15 protein-coding genes are annotated in these 16581 nt (G+C 73.3%); 9 read left to right on the forward strand and 6 right to left on the reverse strand.

Features of this window, described 5'->3' with window-relative positions; all coding sequences use genetic code 11:
• Positions 1-59: 59 nt before the first annotated feature.
• Positions 60-287, forward strand: a complete 228-nt coding sequence (locus tag BCL76_RS18790; protein ID WP_146228403.1) for a hypothetical protein — start codon at positions 60-62, stop codon at positions 285-287.
• A gap of 26 nt (positions 288-313) precedes the next feature.
• Here BCL76_RS18790 and BCL76_RS18795 read toward each other — a convergent pair whose 3' ends face one another.
• Complete coding sequence (locus BCL76_RS18795; RefSeq protein ID WP_109780628.1) at positions 314-1084, reverse strand: GntR family transcriptional regulator; 771 nt, start codon at positions 1082-1084, stop codon at positions 314-316.
• A gap of 288 nt (positions 1085-1372) precedes the next feature.
• Here BCL76_RS18795 and BCL76_RS18800 point away from each other — a divergent pair, with 288 nt between their 5' ends.
• The 4 genes from BCL76_RS18800 to BCL76_RS18815 all read left to right on the forward strand — a co-directional run bounded on the left by BCL76_RS18800 (position 1373) and on the right by BCL76_RS18815 (position 7668).
• Positions 1373-2224, forward strand: coding sequence for an alpha/beta fold hydrolase (locus BCL76_RS18800; protein ID WP_109780629.1), 852 nt, complete (start codon positions 1373-1375; stop codon positions 2222-2224).
• Positions 2225-2473: 249 nt separating this feature from the next.
• A complete protein-coding gene (locus BCL76_RS18805; protein WP_181382608.1) occupies positions 2474-4042 on the forward strand; it encodes an alkaline phosphatase D family protein in 1569 nt (522 codons plus the stop codon).
• Between the two features lie 182 nt (positions 4043-4224).
• Positions 4225-5718, forward strand: a complete 1494-nt coding sequence (locus BCL76_RS18810; RefSeq protein ID WP_109780630.1) for a GNAT family N-acetyltransferase — start codon at positions 4225-4227, stop codon at positions 5716-5718.
• 246 nt (positions 5719-5964) lie between these two features.
• A complete protein-coding gene (locus tag BCL76_RS18815; RefSeq protein WP_109780631.1) occupies positions 5965-7668 on the forward strand; it encodes a DUF885 domain-containing protein in 1704 nt (567 codons plus the stop codon).
• Positions 7669-7788: 120 nt separating this feature from the next.
• Here the strand turns inward: BCL76_RS18815 and BCL76_RS18820 are convergent, their stop codons facing one another.
• Positions 7789-8334, reverse strand: coding sequence for a rhodanese-like domain-containing protein (locus BCL76_RS18820; protein ID WP_109780632.1), 546 nt, complete (start codon positions 8332-8334; stop codon positions 7789-7791).
• 94 nt (positions 8335-8428) lie between these two features.
• On the opposite strand from BCL76_RS18820, the gene BCL76_RS18825 reads away from it, so the two are divergent.
• The gene (locus BCL76_RS18825; protein ID WP_109780633.1) at positions 8429-8875 is read left to right on the forward strand and encodes an Lrp/AsnC family transcriptional regulator; all 447 of its coding nucleotides are present in this window, start codon (positions 8429-8431) and stop codon (positions 8873-8875) included.
• 59 nt (positions 8876-8934) lie between these two features.
• On the opposite strand, the gene BCL76_RS18830 is transcribed toward BCL76_RS18825, so the two are convergent.
• From BCL76_RS18830 to BCL76_RS18840, 3 genes are all read right to left on the reverse strand, one after another.
• Positions 8935-11946, reverse strand: a complete 3012-nt coding sequence (locus tag BCL76_RS18830) for an AAA family ATPase (RefSeq protein ID WP_109780634.1) — start codon at positions 11944-11946, stop codon at positions 8935-8937.
• Entirely contained in the window at positions 11943-13112 is a 1170-nt protein-coding gene (locus BCL76_RS18835) for an exonuclease SbcCD subunit D (RefSeq protein WP_109780635.1), read from the reverse strand. Before BCL76_RS18835 ends, BCL76_RS18830 begins: the two co-directional genes overlap by 4 nt.
• A gap of 85 nt (positions 13113-13197) precedes the next feature.
• Positions 13198-13824, reverse strand: a complete 627-nt coding sequence (locus BCL76_RS18840) for a YigZ family protein (RefSeq protein ID WP_109780636.1) — start codon at positions 13822-13824, stop codon at positions 13198-13200.
• A 75-nt stretch (positions 13825-13899) separates the two neighbouring features.
• On the opposite strand from BCL76_RS18840, the gene BCL76_RS18845 reads away from it, so the two are divergent.
• Both BCL76_RS18845 and BCL76_RS18850 read left to right on the forward strand, forming a co-directional pair.
• Positions 13900-14463 carry a hypothetical protein gene (locus tag BCL76_RS18845; protein WP_109780637.1) on the forward strand — a complete coding sequence of 188 codons (564 nt, stop codon included), beginning with the start codon at positions 13900-13902 and terminating at the stop codon, positions 14461-14463.
• Positions 14464-14585: 122 nt separating this feature from the next.
• Positions 14586-14990, forward strand: a complete 405-nt coding sequence (locus BCL76_RS18850; protein WP_109780638.1) for a CoA-binding protein — start codon at positions 14586-14588, stop codon at positions 14988-14990.
• On the opposite strand, the gene BCL76_RS18855 is transcribed toward BCL76_RS18850, so the two are convergent.
• The gene (locus tag BCL76_RS18855; protein WP_109780639.1) at positions 14987-15604 is read right to left on the reverse strand and encodes a helix-turn-helix domain-containing protein; all 618 of its coding nucleotides are present in this window, start codon (positions 15602-15604) and stop codon (positions 14987-14989) included. The genes BCL76_RS18850 and BCL76_RS18855 overlap by 4 nt on opposite strands.
• Before the next feature lie 106 nt (positions 15605-15710).
• Here BCL76_RS18855 and BCL76_RS18860 point away from each other — a divergent pair, with 106 nt between their 5' ends.
• Positions 15711-16577, forward strand: a complete 867-nt coding sequence (locus BCL76_RS18860; protein WP_109780640.1) for a DMT family transporter — start codon at positions 15711-15713, stop codon at positions 16575-16577.
• Positions 16578-16581 lie beyond the last annotated feature (4 nt).

The following is a 16581-nucleotide window of genomic DNA, read 5'->3' on the forward strand; positions in this document are numbered from 1 at the left end:
CACCGATGCCCCGTCAGGCCAGGCTCCGCACGTCCTCGTTGCTCGCATCGGGCGTCCGGATGCCTCGCCATCCGGTCGCCGCCCTGGCCCGCCACCCGACGATCGCGCCCGGGCAGTTCCAGGGCGGGCGCGACTCTCAGGACACGCGTACGCGGCGCCGCGCCCGCACGGGGCGGCCAGGCACGACGCAGCTCGAACGGCAGAGCGGCCCGCAGACCGGCTCGGGCCACGTGGCCGGGCCGGGCATCATGCCCGTCGCCGCCGTCGGCTGTCCGACGCCGCGGTGACCGCAAATCCCGCGCGCAAGGCCTCGTCAGGAGGCGACGCGCGGCTCGTGGGTGATCTCGACGTTGCCCGAATCGCCGAAGGTGAGGCGGCAGGTGTCGGCGCGGTAGGTGGCGACCGAGACCGCCGCCGTGCCGGCGGCGGTGAAGTAGCGCGTGGTGACCACGAGTACCGGGGCGCCGGGCAGGCGGTCCAGTTCCTTGGCGTCGTCGGCGCGGGCGGAGCCGAGCTCCACCGAGCGGTCCTGCCCGTCGAGCACCAGCCGCTGCAGTTCGCGCAGGACGGCGCGGGCACGGGCCGGGCCGGCTGGGGCCTCGATGGCGGGGAGTCCGGGCACCGACGCGGCGGGGACGTAGAGCAGTTCGGCGGCGACGGCCTGACCGTGGGTGACCCGGGTCCGGCGCACCGTGTGCACCGGCTGGTCGGCGGCGAAGGCGCCACCGGTTCCGAGGAGTTTCAGCACCGCGGCCGTCGGCACGGTCTCGGCCGCGTCCACCGGCTCCCAGCCGTCGACGCTCTCGCCGGGCCAACTGTGCTGCGCGCTGCCCACGGCGACGCCGACGCGCGGCGGGGCGACGGTGGTGCCCACACCACGGCGGCGCTGCAGCCGGCCTTCGAGCTCCAGCTGCTCCAGCGCCTGACGCAGTGTCGCGCGGGCGACACCGAAACGGGCGGCGAGCTCACGCTCGTTGGGCAGCACCTCGCCGACGGCGAAGTCCTGGTCGAGCGCCTCGCTGAGGACGGTCTTGAGGTGCCAGTACTTCGGCTCCGGTGCCGTTTCGAGCTGCGTGGTCCCCACCCTGACTCCTCCTGCCATCGCCGCACTCGCCGTGTGTTCCGGCGGCAGTTCCGCGCCTTTGTTTATTAAAGGTTCCTGCACTATCCCTGCGACGATAGGACGGCACACCCCCTTGGTCAAGACCAATGCTCATACCTTTGCCGGGCAGAACGGGCATATGTATCAAGCCGTTCATGGGATGTTCTCGTAGGCACGGAAGGCTTGTAGTCAAGGGCTACCGGACGGTAATCATGGCGGTAGGCACTACTGACATCCTGTCTCGCACGCGTCCAACCGACGAGGAGCAGCATGACCGCCACGGTCTCCTTCACGATCGATTCGCCGCTCGGCCCCCGCCCCACCACGATCGCCTACGAGCGCAAAGGCGCCGGCGAACCCCTACTCCTGCTGCACGGCATCGGTCATCACCTCCAGGCCTGGCACCCGGTGATCGACATCCTGGCCACCGAGCACGACGTGATCGCCGTCGACCTGCCCGGCTTCGGCGCCTCGGAGCCCCTGCCCCAAGGGGTTCCGTACTCCCTGGGAACGGTGGCTCCGGCCCTCGGGGCGCTCTGCGCGGCCCTCGGCGTCGAGCGCCCGCACGTCGCGGGCAATTCGCTCGGCGGTCTGCTCGCCCTCGAAATGGGCCGGAGCAACCTCGTCCGCTCCGTCACCGCCCTCTCCCCCGCCGGGTTCTGGACCGAGGCCGAACGCCGCTACGCCTTCGCCACCCTCCTGGCGATGCGCGCCGGCGCCAGGGCGCTGCCCCTGCCCGCCGTCCGGCGGCTCTCGCGCACCGCCGCCGGCCGTGCCGCGCTCACCGGCACCATCTATGCACGCCCGTCCCGCCGCCCGGCCGAGGCGGTCGTCGCGGAGACCCTCGCCCTGCGCGATGCCACCGGATTCGAGGACACCCTGGCCGCGGGCGGCTCCGTACGCTTCACGGACGACGTGCCCGGCATGCCCGTCACCATCGCCTGGGGCACCCGCGACCGGCTGCTGCTGCGCCGCCAGGGCATCCGCGCCAAGCACACGGTCCCCGGCGCCCGGCTGGTGCGACTCCCGGGCTGCGGCCACGTCCCGATGAACGACGATCCGGCGCTCGTGTCCCGGGTGGTACTGGACACGGCCCGCAGCGCGCGGCTCGTCGCCGCCTGAAAGGCCGACGCGGGATCCCGGCCCGGGTCCTGGCCCGGGTCTCACCCCAGGTCCCGGCCCGGATCCCGCGTCGGCCGGATCAGGTCCAGGATCGGCCGGATCAGGTCCTGGTCGGCCGAACACCTGAACACATGAACGAATGAGCGGCTGACGGCTGTTCATCCGGGGTTCGCGTGGGCGACGCGGCCGGGCCGGTGTGCGACGGCACGCTGGTCCGACCCGTCCTCGCCGGCCCCAGGAGACGAACCGATGGCATCGATCCCGCACACCCGACGGTCCCTCATCGGCGGTTCCCTCGCCCTGTCCTCCGCGCTGATCGCCGCCCCTGCGCTCGCCGTCCCCGCCTTCGCTCGCTCCGGCCGGCCCGCCGCGCTCTGGGGCGTCCAGTCCGGCGAGATCACCGCCCACTCGGCCACCGTGTGGACCCGTTCCGACCGCCTGGCGCGGATGTACGTCGAGACCTCCCCGAGCGAGGCGTTCCGCTACGCCGTACGCCGCCACCACGGCCCCCTGCTCGGCCCGTCGAGCGACTTCACCGGCACCACCGTGCTGCGCGACCTGCCGCCCGGCCGGCAGATCCACTACCGGGTCGTCCTGACCGACCCCGACGACCCCCGCCGCAGCTCTGCACCGGTCCACGGCAGCTTCCGCACCACGCCCGTCTCCCGCCGCCACGACGTGCGCTTCCTGTGGTCCGGCGATCTCGCGGGCCAGGGCTGGGGCATCAACCCCGATCTCGGCGGCTACCGCGTCTTCGAGGAGATGCGGCTGCGCGACCCCGACTTCTTCCTCTTCAGCGGGGACACCGTCTACGCCGACGGGCCGATCAACGCCACCGCGCCACTGCGCGACGGCAGCCTGTGGCGCAACGTCACGACCGAGGAGAAGGCGAAGGTCGCCGAGACGCTCGCCGAGTTCCGCGGGAACTTCCGCTACAACCTGCTCGACCGCAATCTGCTCGGCTTCAACGCCCAGGTCCCGGTCCTCGCCCAGTGGGACGACCACGAGGTGCGCAACAACTGGTACCCCGGCCAGCTCATCGACGACCCCCGCTACACCGTCAAGGAGGCCGACGTCCTCGCCTCCCGCGCCCGCCAAGCCTTCGGCGAGTACTTCCCCGTCACCGACCTGCGCGGCGGCCGCGCCGAGGGCCGGATGTACCGGGTGATGCGGTACGGCCCGCTGCTCGACGTCTTCGTCCTCGACATGCGCGCCTACCGGAACGCCAACTCCCCCGACGCCCAGACCGAGGACCCCATCGGCATCCTCGGCCCCGAGCAGCTGGCCTGGGTCAAGCGCGAGCTGTCCCGCTCCCGCGCCACCTGGAAGGTCATCGCCGCCGACATGCCGCTGGGCATCGTCGTCCCCGACGGCGCCGCGAACTTCGAGGCCGTCGCCCAGGGCGACCCCGGCGCTCCGCTGGGCCGCGAGCTCCAGATCGCCGAGCTCCTGCGGCACATCAAGCACCAGCGCATCACGGGCACCCTCTGGGTCACGGCCGACGTGCACTACACCGCCGCGAACCACTACGCGCCGGAGCGGGCCGCCTTCACCGACTTCGCGCCGTTCTGGGAGTTCGTGTCCGGCCCGATCGGCGCCGGCGCCTTCCCGGCCGGGCGGCTCGACGCCACCTTCGGCCCGGAGACGGCCTACGTGCAGTCGGCCCCCTTCGCCAACATGTCACCGTCCGAGAACCCGCCGTACTACGGCGAGGTCGACATCGACGGCGGCAGTGGGGAGCTCACCGTCCGCCTGCGCCGCCAGGGCGGGGGCGTACTCTTCACGCGGACGCTCCAGCCCGGACGCGTGGGTCAGTGAGGCCCCGCAGCCTCGCGGCCCCGCGGCCCCGGATCTCACGGGATCTCGCGGAGGACCGGCCGGTCGGACCTGCGATCCGGTTATGAGCCGGAAAACTGGGTGAAATCGGCCAGATGGACACTTAACCAGTCGGTCACAGATCGTTCGTGATCACGCAACACCCCTGCGCCACAGTGGTGTGCATGACTGACCGTAACCCCGCCTCCGTCCACCGTCCCCACCGTCACCACTGGCGCCGTGACGTCGTCGAGCTCGCCGCGATGTTCTGCGCCGTCGCGGTCGCCGACGCCATCGCCAATCTCGTCGTGCACGGCCCGAGGGGCCCGGTCCTGCTCGTGGCCTCGGCCGTCGCACTCCTGGTGACGGCGGCCTTCCACACCTGGTGGGCCCGACGCCACAGCCATGCGCCCCCGCCGCCGAGCACAGCCCCGACCGATCCGCAGCCGCTCCCGTCGACGTCGACGTCGACGGCCACCGCGAGCAGCACCAGCCTCTGGCGGATGCGCACGACCGTACGGGACGAGCCGGGGTCCCTGGCCGCCCTCTGCACCGCTCTCGCCCGTAACAGCGTGGACATCCTGACCCTCCAGACGCACCCGCTCCCCGAGGGCGGCACCGTCGACGAGTTCCTGCTGCGCGCCCCGCAGGAACTGCCCTCCGCCGACCTCGGCCGGGCCGTCGCCCGGGCCGGCGGCCACAGCACCTGGATCGAGCGCGCCGACGCCCACGACCTGGTCGACACCCCGACGCGGGTCCTGGGCCTCGCCACCCGTACCGCCCTCGACGCCGCCGAGCTGCCCCTCGCCCTGCGTCAACTGCTCGGCCGCTGCACGATCCACTCCATCCCGGCGACCACCCTGTCCGGCCGCCCCAACGCCGGCGCGGACGCCCCGGTCGAGGGGGTCCTGGAGGCCACGGTCATGCGGCTGCGCGACCCTTCGGGCGGTGCGATCACCGTGGAGCGGCCCTACCTGCCCTTCACCCCGACCGAGTTCGCGCGGGCCCGCGCCCTCGTCGAACTCGACGCCCGCCTCGGCCCCCGCGTCCCGCGCAGCCAAGACGTACTGACCCTGCCCGAGGGCAACGAGATCACCGTGCGCCGTGCCGACGGCTCCGACCTGCCGGCGGCCCGCGCCATGCACGACCGCTGCTCCGAGCGCACCCTGTCGCTGCGCTACCACGGGCCCGTCCACGACGCCGACCGCTACCTCGGCCACCTGTTGAGCCCCCGCTTCGGCCGCACCCTCGCCGCGACCACCGCGTCCGGCAAGCTCGTCGCCCTCGGCCACCTGCTGTGGGACGGCGACGAGACCGAGGTCGCGCTGCTCATCGAGGACGACTGGCAGCGCCGCGGCATCGGTTCCGAGCTCCTGGGCCGACTCCTCGCGATGGCCGTCGAGGCCGGGTGCGACAGCGTGTACGCCGTCACCCAGGCCGCCAACACCGGCATGGTCGCCGCCATGCGCGGCCTCGGCCTCCCCCTCGACTACCAGATCGAGGAGGGCACCCTGGTGATCACGGCCCGGCTGGACGCGACCCCGGTCGGCTCCCGCCTGCCCTACGAGACGCCCTACGAGCCCGCCCACCAGCCGCCCTACGAGGCGGACCGCGAGCTGCACCGCGCGCTCCCGCACGAACTCCCCCGCGAGCAGTCGGCCCCGCGCCGCCACCGCTGAGAGCTCCGTCCGGACCGGGACCCCGACCGGGTGCCGGCTCCGGCGGGGGCGGCGGTTCCGGCGGGATCCGGCCAAGCTGCGCGCGTACCGTCCCCGGCGAGCTTTCCGCCGGGGACGCGAAGTCGCTTGTCCAGCAAGGTGGTTGAAGATTTTTCGCACGGATGGCCGACCCCGCTCCGGCCCGCGTCAGCAGTCCGACGGCAATCGGTGATGACGGGAACCCGTCTCGCATACGAAGATGTCCGCATGTCAGAGACCCTCCACAACGGCAGTGCACTTCGGCTGCCCCGCCAGGTGGCCGACGCGTACGTCGACGACCTCATCGCCCTCGACCCGATCACCGGCACCTACCTCGGTGTCGCCGCGAGTTCGAGCAAGCTCCCGGACTTCTCTCCGGCGGGCCGTGCGGCCCTGGCCGAGCTCATCCGCGAGACCCTCACGCGCCTCGACGCCGCCGAGTCGGCGCCCGGCGCCGACAGCGACGCCGAACGCCGCTGCGCCCGGCTGCTGCGCGAGCGCCTCACCGCCGAACTCGCCGTGGTGGAGGCCGACGAGGACCTGTGCGCCGTCAGCAACATCCACAGCCCGGCGCACTCGATCCGTGAGATCTTCTCCCTGACCCCCGCCGACACCGATGAGGACTGGGCGGCGATCGCCGAGCGGCTGCGGGCCGTACCGGCCGCCTTCGCCGGCTACCGCGAGAGCCTCGGGCTGGGCTTGGAGCGCGGCCTGTACGGCGGCCCCCGGGCCACCACCACCATGATCGGCCAGCTCACCACCTGGGTCGGCCAGGACGGCTCCGAGGCGCCCTTCTTCGAGGGCTTCGTCTCCGCCGGTCCCGACTCCCTGCGCGCCGAACTCGACGCCGCGGCCGCGGGCGCGACGGCCGCCGTCGTCGAACTCCGCGACTGGATGGACTCGGTGTACGCCCCGGCCGTCGAGGGCAAGCCCGACACCGTGGGCCGCGAGCGGTACGCCCGCTGGGCCCGCTTCTTCAACGGCACCGACCTGGACCTGGAAGAGGCGTACGCCTACGGCTGGTCCGAGTACCACCGTCTGCTCGCCGAGATGAAGTCCGAGGCGGCCAAGATCCTTCCGGGCGCCGGCCCCTGGGAGGCGCTGAAGCACCTGGACGAGCACGGCACGCACATCGAGGGCGTGGACGAGGTCCGGGCCTGGCTCCAGGGCCTGATGGACGAGGCCATCGAGAACCTCGACGGCACCCACTTCGAACTCGCCGAGCGCGTGCGCGAGGTGGAGTCCCGCATCGCCCCGCCGGGCGGCCCCGCGGCCCCGTACTACACGTCCCCCTCCGAGGACTTCTCCCGCCCGGGTCGCACCTGGCTGCCCACCATGGGCCAGACCCGCTTCGCCGTGTACGACCTGGTGTCCACCTGGTACCACGAGGGCGTGCCGGGCCACCACCTGCAGCTCGCGCAGTGGACGCACGTCGCGGACCAGCTCTCGCGCTACCAGGCCACCGTCGGCATGGTCAGCGCCAACGCCGAGGGCTGGGCGCTGTACGCGGAGCGGCTGATGGACGAGCTGGGCTACCTCAAGGACGCCGAGCAGCGCCTGGGTTACCTGGACTGCCAGATGATGCGCGCGGCGCGGGTCATCGTGGACATCGGTATGCACGTGGGTCTGGAGATCCCGGCGGACTCGCCGTTCCACCCGGGTGAGCAGTGGACGGTGGACCTGGCGCAGGAGTTCTTCGGCCTGCACAGCGGCCGGCCGGCGGACTTCGTCGAGAGCGAGCTGACCCGCTACCTGTCGATGCCGGGGCAGGCCATCGGCTACAAGCTGGGCGAGCGCGCCTGGCTGCTGGGCCGGGACAACGCCCGTGCCGCGCGCGGCGACGGGTTCGACCTGAAGGCCTGGCACATGGCGGCGCTGTCGCAGGGCTCGCTGGGTCTGGACGATCTGGTGGACGAGCTGTCCAAGCTCTGACGACTCGGCCGCGTCGGCGGGCGAACACCGGACGACCGACGCCGGACGACCGACGCCGGACGGGCCGCTCATCCTCGGGGATGGGCGGCCCGTCCCCGTCGGCGACGTAGGACGCACACCTCAGCAGCCGCAGTCGTCCGAGTCGGTCGGCGCGGTCAGCGGGTCGGCCTCGGCGCGCTGTTGGCTGCCCTGCCAGGTCTCGACCTCGAAGCCCTCGCGGATCCAGTACTCGATGCCGCCGAGCATCTCCTTGACCTGGAAGCCGAGTTCGGCCAGGGCGAGGGCCGAGCGGGTGCCGCCGTTGCAGCCGGGGCCCCAGCAATACGTGACCACGGGGACGTTCTTGTCCAGGAGCCGCTCGGCCTGCTCGGGGACGAGGGCGGTGGGCAGGTGGACGGCGCCGGGCACATGGGCCTGGTCCCAGGACGGGGTGGAGCGGGAGTCGACGAGCTGGAAGCCGAGCTCGGCGCCCTGCTCACGGTGGGCCTTGAAGGCGGCGGCGACATCCGACACGTCCGCGTGGAAGGCCAGGCTCGCGGAGAAGTACGCGGCCGCCGCGGCCGGGGAGGCCGGGGGCACGCGGAGCACGGGGTTGATGAGGGCGGGGGCCGGGGCGGTACCGGGGGCGGTAGCGGGTGCGGGTGCGGTGTTCTGCGTCGTCGTCATGGCCAGAAATCTACGATCTGTTGATCATCGCCGGAAGTGGCTTTCCCCGGCCTTTTCCTTGTCCGACCGGGGAATCCCCTGCTAGACCTGCACCATGACCGACTATTCCCCCGACGCCACCGACTGGCGGATCCTCGAAGCCCTCCAGCGGGACGGGCGCGCCAGTTTCACCGAGCTCGCCCGTACCGTGTCCATGTCCGCGAGCGCCGTCACCGAGCGGGTCCGCCGGCTGGAGGAGAGCGGCATCATCACGGGCTACACGGCGGTGGTGGATCCGGAGAAGCTCGGCAAGTCGATCCTCGCGCTGGTGCGGCTGCGCTACCCGCACGGGAACTACAAGCCGTTCCACGACTTCCTGGAGGCGGCCCCGGAGATCCTGGAGGCCCATCACGTGACCGGGGACGACTGTTTCGTCCTCAAGGTCGCGGCGCGCTCGATGGCGCACCTAGAGGAGGTCACGGGCCGGATCTCGGGCCTCGGACCGGTGACGACGAGCATCGTGTACTCCTCGCCGCTGCCCCGCAGACCGCTCAGCCCCTGAGCCCTCGGGCCCTCGGTCCCCTGAGCCTTCGGGCCCTGAGCCTTCGAACCCCTGGACCCTCAGTCCGTGAACGCCGCCGTGCGGTGGCGCACCACGGATCCGCCGCGCTGCTTGACGATCTCCAGCTGGGTCTGGACGCGGGTCCGCAGGTCGGCGACGTGGCTGACGATGCCGACGCTGCGGTCCCGCTCGCGCAGCGAGTCCAGGACGTCGAGCACCTCGTCCAGCGCCTGGTCGTCGAGGCTGCCGAAGCCCTCGTCGATGAAGAGGGTGTCGAGCCGCATCCCGCCCGCTTCGTCCGTGACCACGTCCGCGAGGCCGAGCGCCAGGGCGAGCGAGGCGAAGAAGGTCTCGCCGCCCGACAGGGTGGCGGTGTCGCGCTCGCTGCCGGTCCACGCGTCGACCACGTGCAGTCCGAGCCCGGAGCGGCCCCGTCCGCTCGCGCGCGCGTCGGAGTGGACCAAGGTGTAGCGGCCGCCGGACATGCGCAGCAGGCGTACCGTCGCGGCGGCGGCCACCTGCTCCAGGCGGGCGGCCAGCACGTAGGCCTCCAGGCGCATCTTGCGCTCGTTGTCGGCGGAGGTGCCGGCGGTGAGTCCGGCCAGCCGGGCGACCCGGTCGTAGGCCTCGCGCAGCGGACCGAGCGCGCGCAGTTCCTGCTCGGCCCGCCGGGAGAGCCGGTCGAGCTCCGCGCAGCGCACCCGGGCCGCGTCGGCCGCCGACCCCGCCGTACGAAGCTTCGCCGCGGCGAAGGTCGCAGCGGCCTCGGCCGCATCCGGCGCGGCCGGAGGCAGGGCTGCCGCCTCGGCGGCGCCGGTCTCGCGACGGCGGTCCGCCAGCAGGGTCTCCTCCGTCTGCCAGGCGTCCATCCGGTGTTGGAGCGCGGTGCGTTCGTACTCGGGGAGCACCGCGTCGGCGGCGGCCTCGATGGTGTCGAACCCGGCCTTGAACGAGGCGTCGGCGAGCTGGTCGTCGGCCTCCTTCAGTCGGGCGGCGGTGGCCTCGGCCCGGCGCAGCAAGGTGGCCGCGCCGGAGACCAGCCGGACCCGGTCCTCCAGGGTGCGGGCGCGGGCCGCGACGGTGGGCGCGCCGTCCCGTACGAGGGCGAGTTCGGCCTCCAGCCCGGCCTGTTCGCGGTCCAGGGCCTCGCGCCGGGAGGCCCTGGCGGCGGCCCGGGTCTCGGCGCCCTGCCGGTCGGCGCTGCGCGCGGTGTGCTCCCGCTCGGCCCGGGCGAGCTGTTCGCGGGCGGCGTGCAGACCGGCGGCCGCGGCGTGGGCGGCGGCATGACGGTCACTCAGGTTGGCGGTCAGGCCTAGCAGTTCGGTGGTGGTGGCGTCTCCTGCGGCGGCCGCGGCCTCGGCGCGGGCCTCCTGCGCGGCGGCGAGCCGGCGCTCGACGGCGGCCCGGGCCTGCTCGGCCCGTTCGAGGTGGGCGTGGGCGGCGTCCTCGGCCGCGCGGTCGACGTGGCCGGGGGCCGGGCGGGCCGGAGCGGGGTGCTCCGCGGACCCGCACACGGTGCAGGCCTTCCCCGCGACCAGTGCTTCGGCGAGCTCTGCGGCGATCCCGCGCAGTCGGGCCTCCTTGAGCTCCAGCCAGCGCTCCCGGGCGGCGGCCGACTCCTCGCGCAGGGTGAGCAGTTCGCCTGCGGCGCGCGCCGCGTCGGCGTCGAGCTCGTCCCGTCGCCCGGCGGCGTTCAGCTGCATGCGGGCCGGCTCCAGTCGGCCCGCGAGCTGCTCGGCGAGGGTCGCGGCCTGCTGGGCGGTGTCCACGCGCTCCTGCAGTGCCGTACGGGTCGCCTCCCAGCGCTCCAGCCACTCGGCGGACTCCTGGTGCTGCTCCTCGGCGGCGCGGGACTCCCGTTCCAGGTCGGCCCGTTCGCGGCCGATCTCGGCGCTGCGCTGTTCGGCGCGCTGCGCCGCGCCGAGCGCGCCCAGGGCCTCGCGCAGGCGCTGCTCGACGTCGGCGAGCTGCTCGACCCCCGCTTCCTTCAGCGTGGGCGGGAGCTGTGTCCGGGCGGAGGTCTCGGCGTGGGCTGCGGCCAGGTGTGCGGCGGAGGCGGCGCCGCGCAGTTCCAGGGCGGGGGCCACCAGGGCGCCGCGCCGAGCCCGGTCCAGCAGGTCGCGTACGCGGTCCCGTTCGGGCTCGGCCTCCGCCAGTAGCGCGGCCCGTCGGAGGGTCTCCGCGTGTCGGCGCTGCAGCCGGTCGAGCTCCCGCGCGTCCTCGGCGGCCCGTCGGGCGGCGGCGTGCCGGCTTTCGACGGCTGCCAGCGCGTACTCGGCAACGCCCTGGCGTTCGCGGGCCGCGCACCGGGCGACGGCCGCCCAGGCCCGCACGGCCTCGGCGAGTCCGGGGTCGCCCGGCTGGTGGCCGGGCATCGGCCAGGCCCGCAGGTCGGCGCTGTCGCCGGCGGCCTGGGCGAGCCGCTGGGCGGTGTGGAGCACCTTCTCGTCGCCGGCCCGGACCTTGGCCTCGGCGGCCCGGCGGCGCTCGCCGAGCAGGGCCTCGACGGCGGCGAAGCGGCGGGTGTCGAAGAGCCGGCCGAGCAGTCGGCCGCGGGCCGCCTCGTCGGCGCGCAGGAACTTCGCGAACTCGCCCTGGGGCAGCAGCACGACCTGGCAGAACTGCTCGCGGCTCATGCCGAGCAGCTGCTCGATCTCCTCGCCGATCTCCTGGTGGGAGCGACTCAGCGGCTCCCAGCCCTCGCCGGTGTGCTCGCGCAGTCGGCTCTGGGCCTTGTCCTTGGTGGTGCCTGTGCCGCGCTTCTTCGGGCGTTCCTGTTCGGGCCGCCGGCTGATCTCCAACCGGCGTCCGCCCGCGGTGAGTTCGAGGGTGACCTCGGTGGGGGTGTCGGCGGCGGCGTGGTCGCTGCGCAGGCTGGTGCCGGGGGCCTGACGGGGGCCGGGCACGGAACCGTAGAGCGCGTAGCAGACGGCGTCGAGCACGGAGGTCTTACCGGCTCCGGTGGGTCCGTGCAGCAGGAAGATGCCCGCGCCGGACAGGGCGTCGAAATCGATCTCCTGGGGCTCGGCGAAGGGTCCGAAGGCGGTCACGGCCAGCCGGTGCAGCCTCATCGGTGGGTCTCCCGTCGGCTGTCGTCGGCCCGTACGTCGTCGAAGGCGCCCTGCAGTACGGCCCGTTCGGCCTCGTCGGCGTGGCCGCCGCCGCGTACGTGCGCGACGAAGTCCTCGGCGATCTCCTGGTCGCTGCGGCCCTTGAGCCGCTGGGCGTAGGAGGCGCCGGTCTCCTCCTGGCGGCCTTCGGGGTCGAAGGCGAGGCTGAGGGTGTGCGGGAAGCGGGCGGCGAGGCGGGCCATGGGGTCGTCGGGCCGGACCGGGTCGGTGAGGGTGGCCTCGACCCAGGCGTCCTCGTGCGGCTGGTGCGCCGGATCCCTCAGCAGGTCCTCCAGCCGTCCGCGCAGCCGGGCGAGGGTGCGGGGTACGGGGGTGTCGACGCGCTCGGCGTGGACGATCTCCCCTTCCGCACCCAGTTCGATCAGCCACATGGTCTTGCGGTGGTCGGCCTCGGAGAAGGAGTAGGCGAGCGGGGAACCGGAGTAGCGGACCCGTTCGTCGATCATCTGGCTGCCGTGGAGGTGGCCGAGGGCGACGTAGTCCACGCCGTCGAAGACCGAGGTGGGCACGGCCTCGACCCCGCCGACGGTGATGTCGCGCTCGCTGTCGCTGGCCTGTCCGCCGGTGACGAAGGCGTGCGCGAGGACGATCGAACGGGTGCCGGGCGCGCGGCCGGCCAGATCGGCCCGGATCCGGTCCATGGCGGCGCCGAGGACCGCCTCGTGGCTCACCTTCTCCGCCTCGAACCGGTCCTTGACCAGGGCGGGCTCCAGATACGGCAGGCCGTACAGCGCCACGTCACCGTGTACGTCGGCCAGGACGACGGGGTCGGCGCAGCCGTCCGGGTCGGTGCGCAGGTGGATCCCGGCCCGGCCGATCAGTCCCGCGCCGACCCCGAGCCGGCGCGCGGAGTCGTGGTTGCCGGAGATCATCACGGTGGGCACGCCGAGGTCGGCGAGGCGGTGCAGGGCCCGGTCGTACAGCTCGACGGCGGGCAGCGGGGGCACGGCTCGGTCGTAGATGTCACCGGCGACGAGGACGGCGTCGACCTCGCGTTCGCGCACGGTCTCGATCAGGTGGTCGATGAAGACCGCCTGGGCGCCGAGCAGGTTGACCCGGTGGAAGGCCCGGCCGAGGTGCCAGTCGGAGGTGTGCAGGAACTTCACTCGCCGGCCCCGCCGCGCATGCCGTCTCCCCCTGGTCGTCTCCCGCTCGCTGAACCCCTCTACGCTAACCCGTCCCCGGGGGCGCTCAGGGCGCGTACGTCTCTCCGCCGAGGGTGAGACCGGCGCTGCCCGCGGTGGTGTCGGCGAGCCAGGCCTCGAAGGCCGGCAGGTCCGCCTCCGGGAGGGCCACCTCGATCTCCACCTCGGCGCCGTAGCGCAGGTCCACGACGGTCCGGCCGGTGGAGCGCAGATCGTTCTGGGTCTTACCGGCCCGCTGGTGGTCGACGGTGACGGTGGCCAGCCGGTAGCGGCGGCGGGTGACGGTGCCGAGCTCGTCGAGCGCCTCGCCGACGACACCGCCGTAGGCCCTGATCAGCCCGCCGGCGCCGAGTTTCACACCACCGTAGTAGCGGGTGACGACGGCGACCGCGTAGCGGATGTCGCGGCGCATGAGCATCTGCAGGATGGGCACCCCGGCGGTGCCGCCGGGTTCGCCGTCGTCGCTCGCCTTCTGGACCGACGCGTCGGCGCCGACGACGTAGGCGAAGCAGTTGTGCGAGGCGGTGGGGTGCTCCTTGCGGATGCGCGCGACGAAATCCTGGGCCTCCTGTTCGGTCGCGGCGGGCGCGAGCGAGCAGAGGAAGCGCGAGCGGTTGATCTCGGACTCGTGCATGCCCTCACGGGCCACCGTCACGTACTGGTCTGCCTTCACCTCACCACCCTAAGCGGTGCAGAAGGGACCCCCTGCGCCCGTCGCGGGCTCGGGGCATCGCCTAGGTTCGGGGGCATGGAACCGCGGGGGTGGGCTTACCGGTACGTGGGGCCGGTCGAGCTGCGGACGCTCGTCCGGCCGGAGGGTGAGGGTCGGCGCATCCGCTCCGCCGAGGAGTTCGAGGACTGGGCCTCGGGCCCGGCGGCGGCCGAGCTGTCCGAGCCCGTCACGTTCGTCGTCGACCGTGCCGGTGTGCTGCGGCTCGCGCCGCGGCGGAGCGAGCACGTGGTGTGCGCCGGCGGTGGCACCGTGCTGAGCGCCGGGGAGATGACCTTCGGGTGGGAGGCCGGGCGGTGGGCGGTCCGTGAGGTGAGCAACCAGTCGACCGGATACTGCCCGGACACCCGCTCGTGGCCGGCGGTCGCGGACGCCTTGGACGCCGCCGGGATCGGGCACCCGGGCGGCTTCACCCACGAGGTGGTGTTCCGCAGGTGCCCCACCTGCGAGCAGCTGAACATCGTCCGGGACGAGGACTTCGTCTGCGTCTTCTGCGACGGTCCGCTTCCGCGGCGGTGGAACGTGGACCCGTCGGCCGGGTGGCCGACCGACTCCCGGGGACCGCTGGGCGGGGGCCCGTGACCTGGAACGGGGGAATCGCGCGCGGGCCGTTGCGGTTGACCGGTCAGAGCGTCGGTCCGAGGCGGCGGCGGGGAAGCCGCGGTCCGGGCCGGCGGGGACCAGAACACCAGGAGGCGGCACACGTGTACGGCGATCCGGCAACCATCCGCAAGATCCTCACCGAGCTCGGCGACACCTGGGCCGTGGTGGGCCTGTCGAACAACCAGGACCGCGCGGCCTACGGGGTGGCCCGCGTGCTCCAACGGTTCGGCAAGCGCGTGATCCCCGTGCACCCCAAGGCCGAGACCGTGCACGGCGAGCCCGGGTACGCCTCGCTGGCGGAGATCCCGTTCGAGGTGGACGTGGTGGACGTCTTCGTGAACAGCGAGCTGGCCGGTCCGGTCGCGGACCAGGCGGCCGCGATCGGCGCCGAGGCCGTGTGGTTCCAGCTCGGTGTGATCGACGAGGCCGCCTACGCCCGCACCCGCGAGGCAGGGCTGACGATGGTCATGGACCGCTGCCCCGCGATCGAGATCCCGGCGCTCTAGCGGGTGTCCGACGCGCCCCCGTGCGTGTGCGCGGGGAGGGGCGCCGAGACCGGGGGGACCGACACGGCGAGGGTCATCTCCATCGGTACGGAGCCGTCGTTGCGGTAGGTGTGCGTGAGGTTCGCCTCGAAGGTGGCCGCGGCCCCGGCCGGGACGCGGAACTCCTCCTCGCCGACCACCAAGGTCAGCTCCCCGGCTGTGACGTGCAGCATCTCGATGGTGCCGGACGGGTGCGCGACGGAGTCCGTCCCCTCGCCCGGCACCAGGTGCCAGGTCCACAGCTCCATCGGCCCGCGCTCGTCGGTGCCGATCAGCATCGTCGTCGAACTGCCCGCCTCGCTGGACCAGATCCGCACCACCTGGTCCGGCGGGACGATCCGGACCTGCGGGCCCCGGTCGTGGTCGAGGAGCGCGGAGATGCTGACGCCCAGCGCGTCGGCCAGCCTGACCGTGGTGCCCACGCTGGGGTTCGTACGGGCCTGCTCGATCTGGATGATCATCCCGCGGCTCACTCCCGCGCGAGCGGCCAGGGAGTCCAGGGTGAAACCGCGCTCGCCGCGCCACCGCTTGAGGTTCCGGGCGAGCGCCTGGGTGAGCTGTTCGAGGTCCGACACCATTCCGTCCAATATTTTGGATGACACAGTCCAACAGAGTGAACTAACGTGTTCTGTATTCGATGCTGCACTCCAGCGTTCACCGCACTGTACTGCGAGGCTCCGTATGACCGCCCTCTTCGCCCTGGCCACAGCCGTGCTGTGGGGGCTCGCCGACTTCGGCGGCGGGCTGCTGACCCGCCGGATCCCGGCGCTCACGGTGGTCGTCGTCTCGCAGATCGTGGCCGTGGTCGTGCTCGGTGCGGTGGTCCTCGGCACCGGCGCCTGGCGGGAGGCCGGCCCGCAGCTGTGGTTCGCGGTCGGCGCCGGCCTGGTCGGGCCGATCGCCATGCTCAGCTTCTACAAGGCGCTGGCCCTCGGCCCGATGGGCGTGGTCTCGCCGCTGGGCTCCCTCGGCGTGGTCGTACCCGTCACCGCCGGGCTGATCTTGGGCGAGCGGCCCGGGCTCGGCCAGTTCGCGGGGATCGCCGTGGCGGTCGTCGGCATCGTGCTCGCGGGCGGTCCGGAACTGCGCGGCGCGCCCGTCCAGCGGCAGGCCGTCGTCCTCACCCTGGTCGCGGCCTTCGGCTTCGGCGCGGTGATGGCCCTGATCTCGGAGGCGTCCAGCACCGTCACCGGCCTGTTCCTCGCGCTGTTCGTACAGCGGGTCACCAACGTCGCCGTCGGCGGCGCCGCCCTGTGGACCCAGACCCGGCGCGGCATACCCGCCCTCCCGGCCGGCGCCGACCCGAAGCTCCTGTGGGGACTGCTGCCCGCCCTGGCCTTCGTCGGCCTCGCGGACGTCGCGGCGAACGGCACGTACTCCATAGCCGCCCAGAACGGCCCGGTCACCATGGCCGCCGTACTGTCCTCGCTCTACCCGGTGATCACTGCGCTCGCCGCCTTCGCCGTACTCAAGGAACGACTGCGAACGGTCCAGGCGGCGGGCGCCGGCCTGGCCCTCGCCGGAACGGTTCTCCTGGCCGCCGGCTGAGCGG

This window comes from Streptomyces sp. CG 926 (assembly GCF_003148825.1).
GTDB lineage: Bacteria > Actinomycetota > Actinomycetes > Streptomycetales > Streptomycetaceae > Streptomyces.